This window comes from Streptomyces sp. TSRI0281 (genome assembly GCF_001905125.1).
Lineage (GTDB): Bacteria > Actinomycetota > Actinomycetes > Streptomycetales > Streptomycetaceae > Streptomyces.
Genome location: NZ_LWLE01000021.1, coordinates 1 through 19,848 on the forward strand (window position 1 = coordinate 1; position 19,848 = coordinate 19,848).

Genomic DNA, 19,848 nt, shown 5'->3' on the forward strand with positions numbered 1-19,848 from the left:
GGGAAAGCCCCGTACCGCAAGGTACGGGGCTTTTCTGCGTTCACCGGCCTTTCGCCGGTGCTCGCGTACCCCTGTGCATCCGTCGGCGGTCGCTGAGGGTAGGGTCAGGGGGCATCATTGGCACGTTCTTCACAGGAGGCCCCCGGGTGGAGGTCCAGGAGACTCGGGTTCAGACGGACCGGGTCCTCACCATCCCCAATATTCTCAGCATGGCTCGCCTGGTCGGCGTACCGCTCTTCCTGTGGCTGATTCTCCGCCCTGTGTTCGGTGGGCCAACCAGTGACGGCTGGGCCCTGTTGGTGCTGATGCTCAGCGGCATCAGCGACTATCTCGACGGCAAGCTCGCGCGCCGGTGGAACCAGATCAGCAGCCTCGGGCGGCTCCTGGACCCGGCTGCTGACCGCCTCTACATCCTTTCGACTCTTGTCGGGCTCACCTGGCGGGAGATCCTTCCGCTTTGGCTCACGGCCGCACTTCTGGCCCGAGAGCTGATGTTGCTGGTGATGGTGGGAATCCTGCGTCGCCATGGCTATCCGCCGCCGCAGGTGAACTTCCTCGGGAAAGCTGCAACGTTCAACCTGATGTACGCGTTCCCCTTGTTGCTGCTCAGCGATGGAAGTGGTTGGCTGGCAACGCTGGCCGCCATTTTCGGATGGGCGTTCGCAGGATGGGGTACAACTCTCTATTGGTGGGCAGGGATCCTCTACGTGGTTCAGGTCCGCCGGCTCGTCAAGGCGGATGCAGTAGCCGATTGAGCTCGTTGATGCGGTGTCGCGCAGTGTGGCCGGCCCGCGGTTGATGTCTTGGAACCTGCCCCGACGGGCACAGTCGGCTAGCCGTCGTCTCTTCTAGGAGGACGTTTCCGACATGAAGGCCGTCGTGATGGCTGGTGGAGAAGGCACTCGCCTTCGCCCCATGACCTCAAGCATGCCCAAGCCGCTATTGCCCGTGGCCAATCGGCCGATCATGGAGCATGTGCTGCGGCTGCTCAAGCGGCATGGGCTCAATGAGACAGTCGTAACCGTCCAGTTCCTCGCCTCTCTCGTCAAGAACTATTTCGGCGACGGCGAAGAACTCGGGATGGAGCTCACCTACGCCAACGAGGAGAAGCCACTCGGCACCGCAGGGAGCGTGAAGAATGCCGAGGAAGCGCTCAAGGACGATACGTTCCTCGTCATTTCCGGTGACGCACTCACGGACTTCGACCTGACCGACCTCATCGCCTTCCACAAAGCGAAGGGCGGGCTGGTCACGGTCTGTCTGACGAGGGTCCCCAATCCACTGGAATTCGGGATCACGATCGTGGACGAGGACGGACAGGTCGAGCGTTTCCTGGAGAAGCCCACCTGGGGCCAGGTCTTCTCGGACACCGTCAATACGGGCATCTATGTCATGGAGCCCGAGGTATTCGACTACGTCCAGGCCGACACCTCCGTGGACTGGTCGGGTGATGTCTTCCCCCAGCTCATGAAGGAAGGCAAGCCGATCTACGGCTATATCGCCGAGGGCTACTGGGAAGACGTGGGCACCCACGAGAGCTATGTGAAGGCCCAGGCCGATGTGCTGGAGCGCAAGGTCGACGTCGAAATCGACGGCTTCGAGATCTCGCCCGGCGTATGGGTCGCCGAGGGCGCGGAGGTCCACCCGGACGCCGTGCTGCGCGGGCCGCTCTACATCGGTGACTACGCCAAGATCGAGGCGGATGTCGAAATCCGCGAGCACACGGTCATCGGGTCGAACGTCGTCGTGAAGACGGGGGCGTTCCTGCACAGGGCGGTGGTGCACGACAACGTGTACATCGGCCAGCACAGCAACCTGCGAGGCTGTGTGATCGGAAAGAACACCGACATCATGCGGGCGGCCCGCATCGAGGACGGCGCCGTCATCGGCGACGAGTGTCTGGTCGGTGAGGAATCGATCATTCAGGGCAATGTGCGGGTGTACCCGTTCAAGACCATCGAAGCCGGCGCCTTCGTCAATACCTCGGTGATCTGGGAGTCCCGCGGGCAGGCGCATCTGTTCGGCGCCCGTGGCGTCTCCGGAATCCTGAACGTCGAGATCACCCCCGAACTGGCGGTGCGGCTGGCAGGTGCCTATGCCACGACGCTGAAGAAGGGCTCGACGGTCACGACGGCGCGTGACCACTCGCGTGGTGCCCGTGCGCTGAAACGGGCGGTCATCTCCGCTCTCCAGGCCAGTGCCATCGACGTCAGGGACCTGGAGAACGTGCCGTTGCCCGTGGCCCGCCAGCAGACAGCACGGGGCAGCGCGGGCGGCATCATGATTCGTACGTCCCCCGGAGTGCCCGACTCGGTGGACATCATGTTCTTCGACGAACGGGGCGCCGATCTCTCCCAGGCGCGACAGCGCAAGCTGGACCGGGTCTATGCCCGCCAGGAATACCGCAGGGCCTTCCCCGGTGAGATCGGGGACCTGTACTTCCCGTCCAGTGTCTTCGACTCGTACACCGGTTCCCTGCTCCGTAACGTCGACACCACCGGTATCGCCGAGGCGGCGCTCAAGGTCGTCGTCGATGCCTCCAACGGCAGTGCGGGGCTCGTTCTGCCCAGCCTGCTCGGGCGGCTCGGTGTGGACGCGCTGACCATCAACCCGGGGCTCGACGAGTCGCGTCCCACCGAGTCGGCCGAGACCCGGCGGGCCGGGCTCGTGCGGCTCGGCGAGATCGTGTCCTCGGCGCGGGCCGCGTTCGGGGTGCGGTTCGACCCCGTGGGCGAGCGTCTGTCGCTGGTCGACGAGCGCGGCCGGATCATCGAGGACGACCGGGCTCTGCTCGTGATGCTCGATCTGGTGGCCGCCGAGCGGCGCAGCGGGCGGGTGGCCCTGCCCGTGACGACCACACGCGTCGCCGAGCAGGTGGCGGCGTACCACGGCACACAGGTGGAGTGGACGACCACCTCACCCGACGACCTGACCAGGGTGGGCCGCGAGGAGACCACCATCTTCGGAGGAGACGGTCGCGGCGGCTTCATCGTTCCCGAATTCAGCAGTGTTTTCGACGGCGCCGCCGCTTTCGTGCGGCTGATCGGACTCGTCGCGCGTACGCAGCTCACGCTCAGCCAGATCGATGCCCGCATTCCGCGCGCCCATGTGCTGCGGCGCGACCTGGCGACGCCCTGGGCGGTCAAGGGGCTCGTCATGCGGCGTGTGGTCGAGGCCGCGGGGGACCGCAGCGTGGACACCACGGACGGGGTCCGGGTGGTCGAGGCGGACGGACGGTGGGTGATGGTGCTGCCCGACCGGGCGGAGGCCGTCACGCATCTGTGGGCCGAAGGGCCCGACGACGCCTCGGCGCAGGCCCTGCTCGACGAGTGGTCGGCGATCGTGGACAGCGCGGGCAACTGATGTGAGGGCGGTGCACCGGGAGTTGTCGTGCCACGGCTCCCGGTGTACCGGTGGGGCCATTCGGCGGTAGCCGTAGTGACGTGCGACGATGTGCGGCATGTCGCAGCAGCCCCCCGATCGGAGCACCGTCCCGCCACCCGCACGCCCCGACGCTTCCATGTCGCTGCTGACCAATGTGATGGACCACAGTCTCGACGACGGGTACGCCGAGGCGACGGCCCGTCGCAAGGCCGACGGGAGCGCGGGGCTGCCCCGCACGCTCAAGTCGAAACTGGGTCTGGCGGCCGGACTGGTGGTGGCGGCTCTGGTGGTCACCCTCGGTGCCGCCGAGGCGAGGGTGTCGGCGCCGGTCGTGGCCAAGGAGCGCGAAGAGCTCATCGACCGCATCGACGCGGAGACCAGCGCGGCGGACACGCTGGAGTCGGACGTCGAGGAACTGCGCGCCGATGTGGGCGAGCGGCAGCGCAAGGCGCTCGAACAGCACGGCGGGGACCAGGGCCAGCTCGTGGCGCTGCTGTCCGGTGCCACCCCGGTCGAGGGGCCCGGTGTGAAGCTCGTCGTCGACGACGCCAAGGACACCGACCAGGGCGGTGGCGGGCCGCGTGAGTCGACCGGCTTCGCCGACACCGGGCGGGTGCGCGACCGGGACATGCAACGCGTCGTCAACGGCCTCTGGGAGTCGGGCGCGGAGGCCATCGCCATCAACGGCCAGCGACTGACAGCACTGTCGGCGATCCGCGCGGCGGGCGACGCCATACTGGTCGACAACAGACCGCTCGTGCCGCCGTACACGGTGCTCGCGGTGGGGGACGGCAAGAAGCTCAGCGCCGCGTTCCAGGACAGCGCCGACGGTCAGTATCTGCACGCGTTGCAGGAGAGCTTCGATATCCGTACCAGCATTTCCAGTCAGGGGAAGGTGCGGCTTCCGGCTGCGCCGAGCCTGATCGTCCGTACAGCAGAGCCGAAGTCCGCCGGCACCGGCAGTGGCGCGGCAGACACAGGGAAGGGCACATCGTGATCGCCGTACTGGGCCTCGTGGTGGGAGTCGTGGTCGGACTGTTGGTCCGGCCCGAGGTGCCGGCGGTGGTCGAGCCCTATCTGCCGATCGCCGTGGTGGCCGCGCTCGACGCCGTATTCGGGGGGCTGCGGGCCATGCTCGACGGCATCTTCGTCGACAAGGTCTTCGTGGTGTCGTTCCTGTCCAACGTCGTGGTGGCCGCGCTGATCGTGTTCCTCGGCGACAAACTGGGTGTCGGTGCCCAGCTCTCCACCGGTGTGGTGGTGGTGCTCGGCATCCGGATCTTCTCCAACGCCGCCGCCATCCGCCGGCACGTCTTCCGGGCTTGAGGCCGATGAGTAACGAAGAATCCCCCCGCAACGAGGAGCGCACCGGCGACGAGCCGGTCGACGCACCCGCGCCCGCACGCCAGGAGATCTCCGGACGCCAGCGGCTGCTGGCCGGTCTGTGGCCGCCCCGGGTGAGCCGTGCTCAACTCATCGTGGCGCTCCTGTTGTTCGTCCTCGGTCTGGGGCTGGCCATCCAGGTCCGGTCCAACAGCGACAACAGCGCCCTGCGTGGCGCGCGGCAGGAGGACCTGGTCCGGATCCTGGACGAGGTCGACGACCGGACGCAGCGTCTGGAGGACGAGAAGCAGCGTCTGGACGATCAGCGTACGGAGCTGGAGAACAGCTCCGACCAGGCCGAGGAGGCCCGGAAGCAGACGCTGGAAAAGGAGCGGCAGCTCGGTATCCTCGCCGGTACTGTGGCCGCGCACGGCCCCGGCATCACGTTGACGATCAACGATCCCGGTAGTGCTGTCGCGGCCGACATGCTGCTCGACGCCATCCAGGAGCTTCGTGCGGCCGGTGCCGAGGCGATCGAGGTCAACGGCGTGCGCGTGGTGGCCAATACGTACTTCGCCGGGGACGGCGGTGACATCCAGGTCGACGGGAAGAAGATCGAAGCACCTTATGAGTTCAAGGTGATCGGTAAGCCGCAGGATCTGGAGCCGGCGCTCAACATTCCCGGCGGTGTGGTCCAGACGCTGGAGAAGGAGCAGGCCACCGCTGTTGTCGAGCGGTCGGAAGACATCGTCGTGGACGCCTTGCGACCGGCGAAGCAGCCTGACTACGCTCGGTCGTCGTCGCAGTGAGCCACCGGCGCATGGGGGCGGAAGGACACGGGCAGGAGGTTGCGGGGGGTCGGCGCTACGGATTGGTGGCGCGTGGTGGAAACTGTCGGGTGGATACGGACGTTGTGAAGATGTCCGGGTCGGCAGGTGTGTTCATTCAGGGTTCGTCCTGCCCCACGGGCGGGTCTATGTCGGTCAAGGGGAATCGCCCGTGAAGTTTTTTGCGAAGTTGTTCGGAAAGAGTGCCCGCGAGGACAGCAACAGCGCTGCCCGCCACCGTGCTCCGCGCCAAGGCCAGGGCGAGGAGCAGGGCGGGGAGCGTCCGCTCTTCCGCGATGAAGTATCCGGTTCCGCCGGTGACGTCCCGGGTGCGCCCGGCGTGCCGTCCGGTGACCCCGCCGGTGCCGGACGCATAGGTTCCGGCGCACCGTCGGGCTCGTCCGCGCCGGTCTGTACGAGGTGTGGGCACCGTAACGCGGAGGCCAGCCGTTTCTGCTCCAACTGCGGTGCGCCGCTGCGGGGCGGTATCCCCGAGCGTGCCTCGGAGACGACGTCGACGATCTCGATCTCCGGTCTTGAGGCGTACGAGGCGGAGGCGACGGGCCAGACCGCCCTGCCTTCCCTTTCGCCGGAGGCTCAGGCGGCCGTCGACGCCCTGCCGGGCGGTTCCGCGCTGCTGGTGGTGCGCCGCGGCCCGAACTCCGGCAGCCGCTTCCTGCTGGACGGGGATCTGACCACGGCCGGCCGGCACCCGCAGAGCGACATCTTCCTCGACGATGTGACCGTGTCGCGGCGTCATGTGGAGTTCCGCAGGAACCCGGACGGTAGTTTCACCGTGAGTGATGTCGGCAGCCTCAACGGCACCTATGTCAACCGTGAGCGCATCGATTCCGTCGCGCTGTCCAATGGCGACGAAGTCCAGATCGGTAAGTACCGGCTGGTCTTCTACCCGAGCCAGCGGGGCGTGTGACCCTTCCCCCACTCCGTCCGGGGGGACCCCCAGGAAGGCCCATGCTGCGAACACCGACAGGCGGTGCCGGTCACGGCACCGCCACCGCGGACGCCCGCTCGATGAGCATCGGTACGGTGCTTCTCCAGCTGCGCGACGAGTTTCCCGAAGTCACCATCTCCAAGATCCGATTTCTGGAAGCCGAGGGGCTCATCGAGCCGCAGCGGACGCCTTCCGGGTACCGGAAGTTCAGCCCCGGCGATATCGAGCGGCTCGCGCAGGTGCTCCGGATGCAGCGGGACCACTATCTTCCGCTGAAGGTCATCCGGGGGCATCTCGAAGCCCTGGCCAGGGGGGAGCAGCCCGCGCTGCCCACCCCGGGCGGCCAGCGGGATCTCACCGAGGGCCTGTGGGACTCCGGCCTCGGTACGCCGACCGCCGTGCGGATCGGGCGCGCCGAGCTGCTCGCGGCGGCCGAGGTCGGCGAGGAGCAGCTCGACGAGTGGGAGTCGTACGGGCTGATCGTGCCGATGCCGGAGGGCGGCTACGACGCCGAGGCGGTCACCGTGGCGAGACTTGTGGCGGATCTGGGGCGATTCGGCCTGGAACCTCGTCATCTGCGGGCCATGAGGGCGTCGGCCGACCGTGAGGCCGGACTGATCGAACAGGTGGTCGCGCCCTTGCGCCGGCACCGGAATCCGCAGACCAGAGCCCATGCGGAGGCCACCGCTACGGAGCTCGCGGAGCTCTCCGTGAGGCTGCACGCAGCCCTGGTGCAGACGGCTCTGCAGGTCCGGCTCCACTGACCATGGAGGAGCCCGACTACCCAAACATGGCGGGCACGTCCTAGGGTTGCTGTGTGAACGAGCTTGACGTTGTCGGTGTCCGGGTGGAAATGCCCTCCAACCAACCGATCGTTCTCCTGCGTGAAGTGGGAGGCGACCGGTACCTCCCCATTTGGATCGGTCCTGGGGAGGCGACCGCGATCGCCTTCGCTCAGCAGGGAATGGCTCCGGCCAGGCCGCTGACCCATGATCTTTTCAAGGATGTGCTTGAGGCCGTCGGCCAGGAGCTCACCGAGGTCCGCATCACGGACCTCCGCGAAGGCGTCTTCTACGCGGAGCTGGTCTTCGCCAGCGGGGTCGAGGTGAGCGCCCGGCCGTCCGACGCCATAGCGCTCGCCCTGCGGACCGGAACGCCGATCTACGGCAGTGACGGTGTGCTGGACGACGCGGGGATCGCCATCCCCGACGAGCAGGAGGACGAGGTGGAGAAGTTCCGCGAATTCCTCGACCAGATCTCGCCGGAGGACTTCGGTACCAACAGTCAGTGACCGTCCCGCAGGGGTGTCGTCAGCGCATCCGACAAGCCTTTCCCGGTAGCGAGACACGGGAAACCACCCTCAGGGTGATTATCACTCGGCGTGCCGAGTGTGGCGATCGTTGACGCACCCCAAGTGACTGCCTACCTTCGAGTGGGCAGGTCAAGGACGGAGGTCGGCGTGAGAAGCAGCGGCGACGGTACGGCAGCGGGCGGGCCGTATCCGCAGCACGGCAGTGCAGCCGACCACACCATCAGGCAGCCGGTTCAGCCGGCTGCGGTGGCGGTGGAAGGCGTGGCAGCAGCGAGTGATATCGGCTATCGCGGACCGACGGCATGTGCGGCGGCGGGGATCACCTACCGCCAGCTCGACTACTGGGCGCGCACGGGGCTGGTGGAGCCGAGCGTGCGTCCGGCGTACGGCTCGGGTACCCAGCGTCTCTACAGTTTCCGGGACGTGGTCCTTCTCAAGATCGTCAAGCGGTTCCTGGACACCGGGGTCGCTCTGCAGAACATCCGCACGACGGTCCAGCATCTGCGGGCCCGGGGGTTCCAGGATCTAGAGCGGATGACCCTGATGAGCGACGGTGCGACGGTCTACGAGTGCTCCTCGCCCGCCGAGGTCGTGGCCCTGCTGCAGGGCGGGCAGGGGATCTTCGGGATCGCCGTCGGTGTGGTGTGGCGGGACGTGGACGCGGCGCTGTCCCAGTTGCACGGCGAGCGGATCGACACCGGCGAGACGCTGGTCGGCAACAACCCCACCGATGAACTCGCGCGTCGGCGCAACCGCGCCGGATGAGCGGCTGACCGGACCGGCGGCAGCGGCCAGGACCGCCCGGCACCCCGCACGGGGTGCCGGGCGGTCGCGTTGTCAGTGGCGTAGGGCAGCATCGGTGAGGTGAGAGCCGCGCCCACCATCCTCCATCTGGACATGGATGCCTTCTACGCCTCGGCGGAGCAGGCAGCCAAGCCGAGTCTGCGCGGCAAGGCGGTGGTCGTCGGTGGGCTCGGGCCGCGCGGAGTGGTCGCCACCGCGTCGTACGAGGCGCGGCGCCTGGGCGTGCACTCGGCGATGCCGACGGCGCAGGCCCGCCGGCTGGCACCGAACGCGGCCTACCTCGTGCCGCGCTTCGCGCTGTACCGGACCGTGAGCGACCAGGTGATGGAGCTGCTGGGCAGGCTGTCACCGTTGGTGGAGCCGCTCAGCCTGGACGAGGCATTCGTCGATCTGGAGGCGGGCGGGGTCGCGGACGACTCGGAGTCGGCCCGGGTGATGGGCGAGCAGCTGCGTGCCGCCATCCACGCGGTGACGGGGCTCAGTGGATCCGTCGGGCTCGCCGGGTCCAAGATGCTCGCCAAGATCGCCTCGGAGGAGGCCAAACCGGACGGACTGCTGCTGATCGAGCCGGGCACCGAACGGGAGCTGCTGGCGCCGATGCCGGTGCGGATCCTGCCGGGAGTGGGCCCTGCCACCGGGGACCATCTGCGGCGGGCCGGTATGACCACCGTCCACGACCTGGCCGAGGCGGGCGAGGCGGAGCTCGTACGGCTGGTGGGCAGGGCTCACGGTGTCTCGCTGTACCGGATGGCCCTGGGGCTGGACGACCGTCCCGTGGTCGCCGAGCGGGACGCCAAATCCGTATCGGTCGAGGACACCTTCGACATCGACCTGCACGACCGGGTACGGGTGCGCACGGAGGTGGAGCGGCTGGCGGGCCGGTGCGTGGAGCGGCTGCGGGCCGCGGAGCGCTCCGGACGCACGGTGGTGCTCAAGGTGCGCCGGTACGACTTCTCGACCCTGACCCGCTCCGAGACCCTCAGAGGGCCCACGGACGACCCCACAGTGGTGCGTGAGGCGGCCGCCAGGCTGCTGGAGGCAGTGGACACCACTGGGGGCGTACGGCTCCTGGGAGTGGGCGTCACGGGGCTCGCCGACTTCACCCAGGAGGATCTCTTCGCGCAGGCGGCCGATGCCCGGCACGCGGCGGAAGCGGAGGCCGAGGCGGAGGCACAGGAAGGCGCGGCGTCGGACGGCGGCACGGCGGACACCGGGGCCACCGTCGAGGAAGCGGCGCTGGAGAGCGCCGAGCCGCCGGCCGCCCGGCGCTGGCCGTCCGGGCACGACGTACGGCACGCGGTGCACGGCCACGGCTGGGTGCAGGGGAGCGGGGTGGGCCGGGTGACGGTCCGGTTCGAGGAGCCGGGCGACGAACCCGGCCGGGTACGTACGTTCCGCGTCGACGACCCGGAGCTGAGTCCGGCCGATCCGCTGCCGCTGGTGCGGGACCCCGCGGACTACTCCTCCTGGCCGGCCAGTCTGCCGAAGTCCCGGTCCGGACCGGTCTCCTCCGTGGGCGGGGAGTCAAGCCCGTAATGGCGGTAGAGCTGCAGTTCCTGCTCCGGGGAGAGATGCCGGCCGACGCCGAAGTCCGGCGCGTCCTTGATCAACGCCCGGTCGAAGGGGATCCGCAGCGAATCCCCGACGAACTCGCTGGGTTCCAGGGGGACGAAGGCGTCTCTGCTGAAGAGTCCGGTGCGCACGGCCGCCCACTCCGGGACTCCGGTCGCATCGTCCAGATAGACCTCATCAACCGTTCCGATCTTGGCGCCCTTGCGGTCGAACGCCTTGCGGCCGATCAGGCTGCGCGGATCGATGTCGGTCTGCACGGTGCCTCCCACTGGTCGCAACTGCTCGGGTGGTCGCAACTACTCCACAAGCACTACAAAAGTGCAGATCTCGGGCATCGGCCACTTGAGAAATCCGGCCCGGACCCCGCTGGTAGGCTGGCATATGGCTGCTGACCCCGTGCGGGAGAGTCCTCCGGTGCAGAATCCGGAGGCGCCGAAGGAGCAAATCCTCCCCGGAATCTCTCAGGCCCCCGTACCGCACGGACGAGGTCACTCTGGAAAGCAGGGCGGGTTTCGTGCGGGCATGTGCCGGGACGGATCCCTCCCTCACCGACGGTGAAAGCCGGTGCGCCGTGAGGCGGGCCGGTGAAGCTCTCAGGTTGAGATGACAGAGGGGGAGGCCGTTCGGGCACCCACGCCGTGGTGCCCCTCGCAGGTCGTGACAGACCAGGAGGCCTCCATCATGACCCCCCGTCGCACCCCGCTCTCCCAGCTGGAACAGGGCATTCCGTTCGAGCAGCGCCACATAGGGCCCGATGGTGCGGCCCAGGCGAAGATGCTCGCCCAGGTCGGCTACGGCTCGCTCGACGAGCTCACCGCCGCCGCGGTGCCCGACGTGATCAAGAGCGCGGAGGCCCTGAACCTTCCGTCGGCCCGTACCGAGGCCGAGGTGCTGGCCGAACTGCGCTCGCTCGCCGACCGCAACCAGGTGCTCGCCCCGATGATCGGGCTCGGCTACTACGGCACGTTCACCCCGCCGGTGATCCTGCGCAACGTCATGGAGAACCCCGCCTGGTACACGGCCTACACGCCGTACCAGCCGGAGATCTCCCAAGGGCGGCTCGAAGCCCTCCTCAACTTCCAGACGATGGTCGCCGAGCTGACCGGGCTGCCCACCTCCGGCGCCTCCCTGCTCGACGAGGGCACCGCGGCGGCCGAGGCCATGGCGCTGGCGCGGCGCGTCGGCAAGGTCAAGAACGGCGTCTTCCTGGTCGACGCCGACACCCTGCCGCAGACCGTCGCCGTGATCGAGACCCGCGCGGAGCCGACCGGTGTCGAGGTCGTCGTCGCCGACCTCACCGGCGGTATCCCGGCGGAGCTCGTGGAGCGCGGGGTCTTCGGCGTGCTCCTCCAGTACCCGGGTGCCTCCGGAGCCGTCCGGGACATCAAGCCCGTGATCGAGCAGGCCCATGAACTCGGTGCGATCGTCACCGTGGCCGCCGACCTGCTGGCGCTCACCCTGCTCACCTCGCCCGGCGAGCTGGGCGCGGACATCGCGGTCGGCACCACCCAGCGCTTCGGTGTACCGATGGGCTTCGGCGGTCCGCACGCGGGCTTCATGGCCGTCCGTGAGAAGTTCGCCCGCAGCCTGCCCGGCCGCCTCGTCGGCGTCTCCGTCGACGCCGATGGCAACAAGGCGTACCGACTGGCCCTGCAGACCCGCGAGCAGCACATCCGCCGCGAGAAGGCCACCAGCAACATCTGTACCGCACAGGTGCTGCTCGCCGTCATGGCCGGGATGTACGCCGTCTACCACGGCCCCGACGGGCTGCGGACGATCGCCCGGCGCACCCACCGCTACGCCACGATCCTGGCCGAGGGCCTGCGGCGGGCCGGCGTCGACGTCGTGCACGGCGCGTTCTTCGACACGCTGACCGTGCGGGTGCCCGGCAAGGCCGCCGCCGTGATCGCCGACGCCCGCGAGCGCGGGGTCAACCTGCGCCTCGTCGACGCCGACGTGGTCTCCCTCTCCTGCGACGAGACCACGACCCGCACCCAGGTCTCCGCCGTCTGGGCCGCCTTCGGTGCCGACGGCGACATCGAGGCGCTGGACGCCGCGGCCGCCGACACGCTGCCCGGGACCCTGCTGCGCGGCGACGACATCCTCACCCACCCGGTCTTCCACCAGCACCGCTCCGAGACCGCGATGCTGCGCTACCTGCGCAAGCTCGCCGACCGGGACTACGCGCTGGACCGCGGCATGATCCCGCTCGGCTCCTGCACCATGAAGCTGAACGCGACCGCCGAGATGGAGTCGATCACCTGGCCGGAGTTCGGCGCGCTGCACCCCTTCGCGCCCGCCGAGCAGGCGCAGGGCTTCCTCACCCTCATCCGTGAGCTGGAGGAACGGCTCGCCGAGGTCACCGGCTACGACGCCGTGTCGATCCAGCCCAACGCGGGTTCGCAGGGTGAGTTCGCCGGTCTGCTGGCCGTACGGGCGTACCACCGGGCCAACGGCGACGACCGGCGCACCGTGTGCCTCATTCCGTCCTCGGCCCACGGCACCAATGCCGCGAGCGCCGTCATGGCGGGCATGAAGGTCGTCGTGGTGAAGACCGCCGACGACGGTGAGGTCGACATCGCGGACCTGCGAGCCAAGATCGAACTGCACCGCGACGAGCTGGCCGTGCTCATGATCACGTACCCGTCGACGCACGGCGTCTTCGAGGAGCATGTCGCCGCCATCTGCGGTGAGGTGCACGACGCGGGCGGCCAGGTGTACGTCGACGGCGCCAACCTCAACGCGCTGGTCGGCCTGGCCAAGCCCGGCAAGTTCGGCGGCGACGTCTCGCACCTGAACCTGCACAAGACCTTCTGCATCCCGCACGGCGGCGGTGGCCCCGGTGTCGGCCCGGTCGGGGTCCGCGCGCACCTCGCGCCGTACCTGCCCAACCACCCGCTCCAGCCCGCCGCGGGCCCGGAGACCGGCGTCGGCCCGATCTCGGCCGCCCCGTGGGGCTCGGCCGGCATCCTGCCGATCTCGTGGGCGTACGTCCGGCTGATGGGTGGCGAGGGTCTGAAGCGTGCGACGCAGGTCGCCGTGCTCGCCGCCAACTACATCGCCAAGCGTCTGGAGCCGCACTTCCCGATCCTGTACAACGGCCCGGCCGGACTGGTCGCGCACGAGTGCATCGTGGATCTGCGGCCGATCTCCAAGGCGACCGGTGTCAGCATCGACGATGTCGCCAAGCGGCTGATCGACTACGGCTTCCACTCGCCGACCATGTCGTTCCCGGTGGCCGGGACGCTGATGATCGAGCCGACCGAGAGCGAGAACCTCGCCGAGCTCGACCGTTTCTGCGACACCATGATCGCCATTCGTGGCGAGATCGAGAAGGTCGCCTCGGGCGAGTGGAGTGCGGACGACAACCCGCTGAGCAACGCCCCGCACACGGCGGCCGCGCTCGGTGACGAGTGGACGCACGCCTACAGCCGCGAGGAGGCCGTCTTCCCGGCCGGGGTGTCGGCCGCGGACAAGTACTGGCCGCCGGTGCGCCGGATCGACGGTGCCTTCGGCGACCGCAACCTGGTCTGCTCCTGCCCGCCGCTGGACGAGTACGACAACTGACGGATGCCGTAAGGCGTGCGCGGACATGCGTCGGGGCCGGTGCGGAGATCCTCCGGGCCGGCCCCCTTCGTACGGCCGCGGTCAGGCGGCTTTCATCACCCGGCCGACCCCCAGCGGCCGGTGCGGGGCGATGATCTGCCCGTCCGGCAGCAGCTCACCGGTGTCCTCGAAGAGCAGGACGCCGTTGCACAGGAGGCTCCAGCCCTGTTCCGGGTGGTGTGACGTCAGGCGCGCGGCTTCCCGGTCGGCGGAGTCGGCGGTCGGGCAGGGTGGCTGGTGCTGGCACATGGCTGGGTTCTTTCGCTGCGTCGATTCGAATGTCCTGCGGCTGGCTGAGGTGTTCATGGCCGTCCCCGTATCAGTCGGCCGGGTCCCAGTGTTGCCCTACGGGCGTCATTCCGCAGGGATTTCACCGCAGCTCCTGTCTTCCTCTCATGACGCATCACCCGGCAGGACGGTTCAGCGCAACAACACTGTCCCTTTGGGTGGTTCGGGGTGGCCGGACCGGGCTAGTCCGGACGGGTAGGAATGCGCCCCCGCCGTTCCCCGTCCCACCACCTCGTGTTCGGTGGGACGGGCAACCGCGGGGGCGTACGTGCGCGGAAGGGCGGGTTCGGCTCAGGCCGAACTGAGCAGCGGACCCGGAGTGACGCGCAGGGTCATCACCGGAAGCAGATCGGCGACGCGGTGCGGACGGTGCGCGGCGATACCCGGTGGGGCGGGCGCCAGGGGCACCAGCACATCGGTCGGGGCCAGCGTACCGCCGGAGGCATCGGCCTCGGTGTCGCCGTGCAGCCACAGCGTGAGCATGTAGAGCTCCGGGATGGACAGCAGGCGCGCCTGGTAAGCGGAGGCCGACGCCTCCGCCTGCCGTACGGCCAGTTCCGTCGAGGCGAGGTAGGGCCCCTCGAAGAAATGGGAGAAGGCCCAGCCGTCCGGGGTGAGCATCGTGTCCGCCGCCGCGACGGCGCGCTCCTCGCTGCGGATCAGGAACCGCCATGCGGCGAGGCGGGTACGGGGCGCGGTATCACCCGCGACGATCCGTTCCAGTACGTGGACGGGGAGCGGGAGTTCGGGGCTCAGCGGTCCCTGGACGGACCGCAGAGCGGGTGTACGGGCTTCGCGGACTGCGGTGGGAGAACCGAGTGCGGCGAGAACGCTGCGCAGCGCGGGCGCGGGAGCCGGAGGAACATGCAGCGGCATGGTGGGTTGCCTCTCACTTCGGAGACACGGTGATGCGTGGGTGGGTGCAGACGGCGCTGTCGGCATGCGGGGGCCAGAGGGGGCCGGGACCGGGCCGGTTGCGTCAACTCTCTGCCTCGCCCGCGGAGTTTATACGAAAAGTGTTCCCTCGATGCTTCCACTAGCCGTTTCGGATATGGCCCACAAGGTGGCATCAGGACTTTGAATTGTGGAGTTTATGATGATTCCGTCCGCCCCGTTCGTCCCTCGCCTGGGACTTTTCCGATGCAGCGGTAGGGCCGAAACTCATCGGTGATTCCACCACGTGCTTCTCGACCGAAACCCCACATTGCCGCATGCCGACGGAATGTGCCCGCCCGATCCCGTCGAAGACTAGCGGGTGTCCGGCGCCCGCGGGGCGTTATGGATCACCTCGACTGGGCATTATCGATCGTGATGCGAGCGGCCTGGTCCACGGGCCGCGCACACTGGAGGAGGGACCCTTCGATGGGGGAGAAGGTCGTGGCGGGAGCCTTTGACCTGTCCGATCGGCAGACGTACCGCAGAAAGCTCAACCAGTGCCTGGAGGGGCTGGGGAGACTCCTGGCGGAGCGGAGCTTCGATCGCCCCAGGAACCTCATGGGGCTGGAGATAGAGCTGAATCTGGCGGGCTCCGACGGTATGCCGAGGATGCGGAATGCGCAGGTGCTCCAGCGCATCGCGAGCCAGGATTTCCAGACCGAACTGGGGATGTTCAATCTGGAAGTGAACATTGTTCCGCACCGGCTCGGCGGACGGGTTTTCGACCAGCTGGCGGAGGAGCTGCGCACCGGGCTCGCCTATGCCCATCGGAAGGCGGGCGAGGTCGATGCGGGGATCGTGATGATCGGAATCCTGCCGACGCTCGGCAGGCAGGATGTGGTGTCGGCGAACCTCTCCGAAGCGGAACGTTACACGTTGCTCAACGATCAAATGTCGGCGGCCCGTGGGGAGGATTTCGCCCTCGATATCGAGGGCGTCGAGCGACTGGTCTGCACCTCGCCCTCGATCGCTCCCGAATCGGCCTGCACCTCGGTGCAATTGCACCTTCAGGTGACGCCCGAGCGGTTCGCGGACGTCTGGAACGCCGCCCAGGCCGTCGCGGCCGTCCAGATCGCGCTCGGCGCCAACGCACCCTTCCTGTTCGGCAAGGAGCTGTGGCGGGAGTCGCGGCCACCGCTGTTCCAGCAGGCCACCGACGTACGGCCGCCCGAGCTGCGGAATCAGGGGGTACGGCCGAGGACCTGGTTCGGGGAACGGTGGATCAGTTCCGCGTACGAGCTCTTCGAGGAGAATCTGCGGTACTTCCCGCCGCTGCTGCCGATCTGCGACGACGAGGAACCCCTGCGGGTCCTGGACGAGGGCGGGGTGCCGACGCTCGCCGAGCTCGTGCTGCACAACGGCACGGTCTACCGCTGGAACCGGCCGGTGTACGGACTCGCGGACGGCGTTCCCCACCTGCGCGTGGAGAACCGGGTCCTGCCGGCCGGGCCCACGGTGACGGACGTGATCGCCAACGCCGCGTTCTACTACGGGCTGGTACGGGCCCTGGCCGGGGAGTCCCGGCCGGTGTGGACCAAGCTGCCCTTCGAGGCCGCCGAGGAGAACTTCGACGCCGCCTGCCGCCACGGCATCGAGGCCGAACTGCTCTGGCCGTGCACCGGCCGTTCCGGCGGGATCACCAAGGTGCCGGCCGTCAAGCTCGTACGCGACGAACTGCTGCCGCTCGCCGCCGCCGGGCTCGACGCCTGGAACATCGAGCCCGCGGACCGCGACCTCTACCTCGGGGTCATCGAAGAGCGGTGCAGGCGACGCGTCAACGGAGCCTCCTGGCAGGTCGCCACGTACCACCGGGCGCTGGAGGCCGGACTGGAACGGGACGCGGCACTGGCGGCCACCACCCGGCGCTACGCCGAGCTGATGCGGACGGGCGATCCGGTGCACACCTGGCCGACCGGGTTCCCGGCGCCCTGACGCGGACCGTCCGCCCGGACCGCGGACCTGCGGGGGGCGGTGCCCCCGTGCCGGGGCCGGGAGGCGGGTCTGCGTGCTGCGCGGTTCCGTCCGGTCCTGAGGGCTACTCCTGCGAGGCGCGCCCGTTCTCTCCGGCGGTCATGATGGCCTGCAGGATCACCGCCTGGATCTCCGCCGGGTCGCTCACCTCGTACCCGCCGCCGCCGGTCACCTTCGCTATCGCCGACACCTCGTCGCGGTCGGCGTCCGGGCCCACCGCGATGGCGATGATCGGCACCGGCCGCTGCGGGTCGGCGAGCTGCTTCAGCCGGTCGATCAGCGCGCTGCGGGAGATGCCGTGGGTGTCCTGGTTGGAGCCGTCGGTGAGGATCACCAGGGCATTGAACTTGCCCTTCACATACGAGGACTGGGCCGCCTCGTACGAGGCCAGGGTGGTGTCGTACAGACCGGTGGCCCCGCCCGGTACGGGCCGGAGCCCCGCGAACGCCGCCGAGAGCTTCTCCCGGTGGGTGCCGCCGCCCTTCGCCGGGTCGCCGAGCCTTCTGGCCGGCATCAGCTCGCGGTAGTCCTTCTCGCCGTCCAGCGTCGTCGCGAACTCCCACAGCCCGATCTCGTCGTTCGCGGTGAACTGGCCGAGCGCCTGGATCAGGGACGCCTTCGTCACGTCCATCCGGGACTGGTTGCGGCCCGGCACCGGGGTGGCCATGGAGCCGGAGACATCGACGACCGTGGTCAGCCGGGCGCTCTGCACGGTGATCGTCCACATGCCGAGCGTCTCCTGGAGGGCCCGCGCGGACGGGGCCTCGGCCGCCGAGGTGGCGTACGGCTGGGGATCTTTGCCGCCGGCCGACGCGACGACCGTGTCCACAGCCGTCCCGTCCACGGGCCGGAAGCCGTGCCGGGTGAGGATGGTCCGCGAGCCCGGGTCGTTCAGCAGGGTCATGAAGCGCAGGGCCGCCCGCGCCTCGTGGGTGCTCAGTTTCGGCTCGTCGACCAGGGTGTACGGGTAGTTGAGGAGCGGGGTGCCGTCCTTCGGGTAGAACAGGTCGAGCTTGCCCCCTCCGGTCGCCTCCGCGTTGTGGGTGAACGCCGCCTGCTCGGAGACGAGCACCGCCTGGTTGCGCTTCGGGTTGCCGTCCTCGGCGCCCGAGCTGTCGTGGGCCAGCGTCTCCAGCACCTGGGCGTCACTGTCGGACATCCGCTGGGCCAGTACCTTCGCCGTCTCGGCGACCCTGGTGCCGCTGTCCCCGCCCTGCTTGTCGGACGAGGCCCCGATGCCGGCCAGCGCGAGCAGCCCGGTGGCACTGCGCGCCGGGTCGGCGGCACCGAGGCGTACCTTGTCCGACCGCATGGCCGACGCGACCAACTCGGCCCAGGAGTAGGTCTTCTCGGGCCAGCCCAGTTCCTCGGACGCCGACGGCACCATGCCGAGGGCCACCGGTGAGGAGGCCACGGAGTCGGACGGGGTGATCGGGATGCCGTCGCCGATGCCCTTGGCCCGGTCCAGCCAGAGGTCGGAGTCGGGCAGCCAGACCTGGTAGTCGACGGACTTGCCGCCGGTGGCGAGCGCGTCGGCGACCTTGTAGGCGTCGCGGGCCACCACCTCGACGTCCAGGCAGCGGCCGTCGGATCTGACCTCGTCCGCGCGCGCCTTGTCGGCGATGGCGCGCATGGCGGGGGCGATGTCGGGGGAGGCCGCCATCGACAGATGCACGGTGGAGTCCTCGCAGGACTCGGAGAACGACAACAGGCCGCCCTGGGCCGCGACCGCCGTTCCCGCCGCCACGGCGAGTACCAGCATGGTGGCGATGGCAACGGTGCGGCGGCGACGCGGGGGAGGGCCGTCCCGGTGTCCCTCCGCCTCGTAGTCGTCAGGCAAGCTATGACGTCCCATGTCGGTGGTGCCCCTCCTTGAGGATGTACAAGGAAAAAGGGGGACCGCACCATCGGCGATGGTGGTCGTCCCCCGGCCTGTCGCGCATGATCTTCGTACCTGCATTCGAGACCCTAGTGGGACGGCGGGCGGGATGAGACGCGATTGCACAACTAAAGGCAGGTGGACAGGTGGAGACGGGGCGCGTGGCTGATTCTTTTCCCCAAGAGGCCGTGTCACAGCGGATCCTGCGGTCCGAGACGGTGTTGGTGCTGGCTCTCTCGCTGGGCGCGAGCGGGGTGTCTGCCCTGATCAGTTTTGTCGGATCGCTGACCAAACCAGGGGGTTTGAAGGATCAGGCGGCCACGCTCAATGGTTCGCACGCTCCGGGGCGGCCATGGCTGGATCTGGCATGGCAAATGTTCGGAATCGCAACGGCTCTGGTGCCGGTCGCCCTGGTCGCACATCTGCTGATCAGGGAAGGAGCGGGCCTGCGGGTCCTCGGATTCGACCGGACCGGACCCGGGCCCGACCTCGGCCGCGGCACCCTCGTCGCCGCGGGCATCGGCAGCGCCGGGCTCGCCTTCTACCTGGTGGCGCGTGCGACCGGCTTCAATCTCACCGTGGTTCCGGAGTCGCTGCCCGACGTGTGGTGGAAGTTCCCCGTACTGATCCTTTCCGCGGTGCAGAACTCCGTACTGGAGGAAGTGGTCGTCGTCGGATACCTGCTGCGCAGACTGGGGCAATTGGGCTGGACGCCGATGGCCGCGCTGGTGGCGAGCTCGGTGCTGCGCGGTTCGTATCACCTGTATCAGGGCATCGGCGGCTTCATCGGCAACATGGTGATGGGCGTCGTCTTCGTGCTGCTGTACCGGCGCTGGGGGCGGGTCGGACCGCTGGTCGTCGCGCACGCGCTGCTCGACATCGGGGCGTTCGTGGGATACGCGCTGCTCGCCGGAAAGGTGGACTGGCTGCCCACGCCATGAGCGGACGTTCGTCGGGGGACGTACGGGAATCCTTCCCGCGCCCCATCCTTTTC

The 19,848-nt window shown here is 68.8% G+C and carries 17 protein-coding genes and 1 riboswitch; of the genes, 13 read left to right on the forward strand and 4 right to left on the reverse strand.

Translation table 11 applies throughout. The annotated features are described in order from the left end of the window. The first annotated feature begins 146 nt into the window (after window positions 1-146). From A6A29_RS24550 to A6A29_RS24595, 10 genes are all read left to right on the forward strand, one after another. Window positions 147-755, forward strand: coding sequence for a CDP-alcohol phosphatidyltransferase family protein (locus tag A6A29_RS24550; RefSeq protein WP_073722888.1), 609 nt, complete (start codon window positions 147-149; stop codon window positions 753-755). Window positions 756-867: 112 nt separating this feature from the next. Then, complete coding sequence (locus tag A6A29_RS24555) at window positions 868-3,363, forward strand: mannose-1-phosphate guanyltransferase (RefSeq protein WP_073722890.1); 2,496 nt, start codon at window positions 868-870, stop codon at window positions 3,361-3,363. Between the two features lie 97 nt (window positions 3,364-3,460). Beyond that, window positions 3,461-4,381, forward strand: coding sequence for a DUF881 domain-containing protein (locus A6A29_RS24560; protein ID WP_073722892.1), 921 nt, complete (start codon window positions 3,461-3,463; stop codon window positions 4,379-4,381). Further along, the gene (locus A6A29_RS24565; protein WP_003970459.1) at window positions 4,378-4,710 is read left to right on the forward strand and encodes a small basic family protein; all 333 of its coding nucleotides are present in this window, start codon (window positions 4,378-4,380) and stop codon (window positions 4,708-4,710) included. Before A6A29_RS24560 ends, A6A29_RS24565 begins: the two co-directional genes overlap by 4 nt. A 5-nt stretch (window positions 4,711-4,715) precedes the next feature. Further along, the gene (locus A6A29_RS24570) at window positions 4,716-5,516 is read left to right on the forward strand and encodes a DUF881 domain-containing protein (RefSeq protein WP_073722894.1); all 801 of its coding nucleotides are present in this window, start codon (window positions 4,716-4,718) and stop codon (window positions 5,514-5,516) included. Window positions 5,517-5,706: 190 nt separating this feature from the next. Continuing rightward, on the forward strand, window positions 5,707-6,465 hold the full coding sequence (locus tag A6A29_RS24575) for an FHA domain-containing protein (RefSeq protein ID WP_073722896.1): 759 nt from the start codon (window positions 5,707-5,709) through the stop codon (window positions 6,463-6,465). 41 nt (window positions 6,466-6,506) lie between these two features. Then, entirely contained in the window at window positions 6,507-7,250 is a 744-nt protein-coding gene (gene ftsR, locus A6A29_RS24580) for a transcriptional regulator FtsR (RefSeq protein WP_073722898.1), read from the forward strand. Window positions 7,251-7,303: 53 nt separating this feature from the next. Beyond that, a complete protein-coding gene (locus A6A29_RS24585) occupies window positions 7,304-7,777 on the forward strand; it encodes a bifunctional nuclease family protein (RefSeq protein ID WP_006123076.1) in 474 nt (157 codons plus the stop codon). Window positions 7,778-7,945: 168 nt separating this feature from the next. Beyond that, window positions 7,946-8,563, forward strand: coding sequence for a MerR family transcriptional regulator (locus A6A29_RS24590; protein WP_073722900.1), 618 nt, complete (start codon window positions 7,946-7,948; stop codon window positions 8,561-8,563). 99 nt (window positions 8,564-8,662) lie between these two features. Continuing rightward, on the forward strand, window positions 8,663-10,138 hold the full coding sequence (locus A6A29_RS24595) for a DNA polymerase IV (RefSeq protein WP_073722902.1): 1,476 nt from the start codon (window positions 8,663-8,665) through the stop codon (window positions 10,136-10,138). Here A6A29_RS24595 and A6A29_RS24600 read toward each other — a convergent pair. After that, the gene (locus tag A6A29_RS24600; protein WP_073723006.1) at window positions 10,060-10,431 is read right to left on the reverse strand and encodes a PRC-barrel domain-containing protein; all 372 of its coding nucleotides are present in this window, start codon (window positions 10,429-10,431) and stop codon (window positions 10,060-10,062) included. The two genes, A6A29_RS24595 and A6A29_RS24600, sit on opposite strands and share 79 nt — an antisense overlap. A 132-nt stretch (window positions 10,432-10,563) precedes the next feature. Continuing rightward, window positions 10,564-10,661: riboswitch (glycine riboswitch) on the forward strand. A 194-nt stretch (window positions 10,662-10,855) separates the two neighbouring features. Here A6A29_RS24600 and gcvP point away from each other — a divergent pair. Continuing rightward, window positions 10,856-13,741, forward strand: a complete 2,886-nt coding sequence (gcvP, locus tag A6A29_RS24605) for an aminomethyl-transferring glycine dehydrogenase (RefSeq protein WP_073722904.1) — start codon at window positions 10,856-10,858, stop codon at window positions 13,739-13,741. 81 nt (window positions 13,742-13,822) lie between these two features. Here gcvP and A6A29_RS24610 read toward each other — a convergent pair whose 3' ends face one another. Beyond that, on the reverse strand, window positions 13,823-14,029 hold the full coding sequence (locus tag A6A29_RS24610) for a DUF5999 family protein (protein ID WP_073722906.1): 207 nt from the start codon (window positions 14,027-14,029) through the stop codon (window positions 13,823-13,825). A gap of 330 nt (window positions 14,030-14,359) precedes the next feature. Then, window positions 14,360-14,944 carry a hypothetical protein gene (locus tag A6A29_RS24615; protein WP_073722908.1) on the reverse strand — a complete coding sequence of 195 codons (585 nt, stop codon included), beginning with the start codon at window positions 14,942-14,944 and terminating at the stop codon, window positions 14,360-14,362. Window positions 14,945-15,430: 486 nt separating this feature from the next. Between A6A29_RS24615 and A6A29_RS24620 the strand changes: the two genes are divergently transcribed. Beyond that, window positions 15,431-16,936 (forward strand): glutamate-cysteine ligase family protein, encoded by a 1,506-nt coding sequence (locus A6A29_RS24620; RefSeq protein ID WP_073722910.1) that lies wholly within the window; start codon window positions 15,431-15,433, stop codon window positions 16,934-16,936. A 103-nt stretch (window positions 16,937-17,039) separates the two neighbouring features. On the opposite strand, the gene A6A29_RS24625 is transcribed toward A6A29_RS24620, so the two are convergent. After that, window positions 17,040-18,830, reverse strand: a complete 1,791-nt coding sequence (locus tag A6A29_RS24625; protein ID WP_107468316.1) for a substrate-binding and VWA domain-containing protein — start codon at window positions 18,828-18,830, stop codon at window positions 17,040-17,042. Between the two features lie 185 nt (window positions 18,831-19,015). Here A6A29_RS24625 and A6A29_RS24630 point away from each other — a divergent pair, with 185 nt between their 5' ends. Then, window positions 19,016-19,795, forward strand: coding sequence for a CPBP family intramembrane glutamic endopeptidase (locus A6A29_RS24630; RefSeq protein WP_073722914.1), 780 nt, complete (start codon window positions 19,016-19,018; stop codon window positions 19,793-19,795). The last annotated feature ends 53 nt before the right edge of the window (window positions 19,796-19,848 follow it).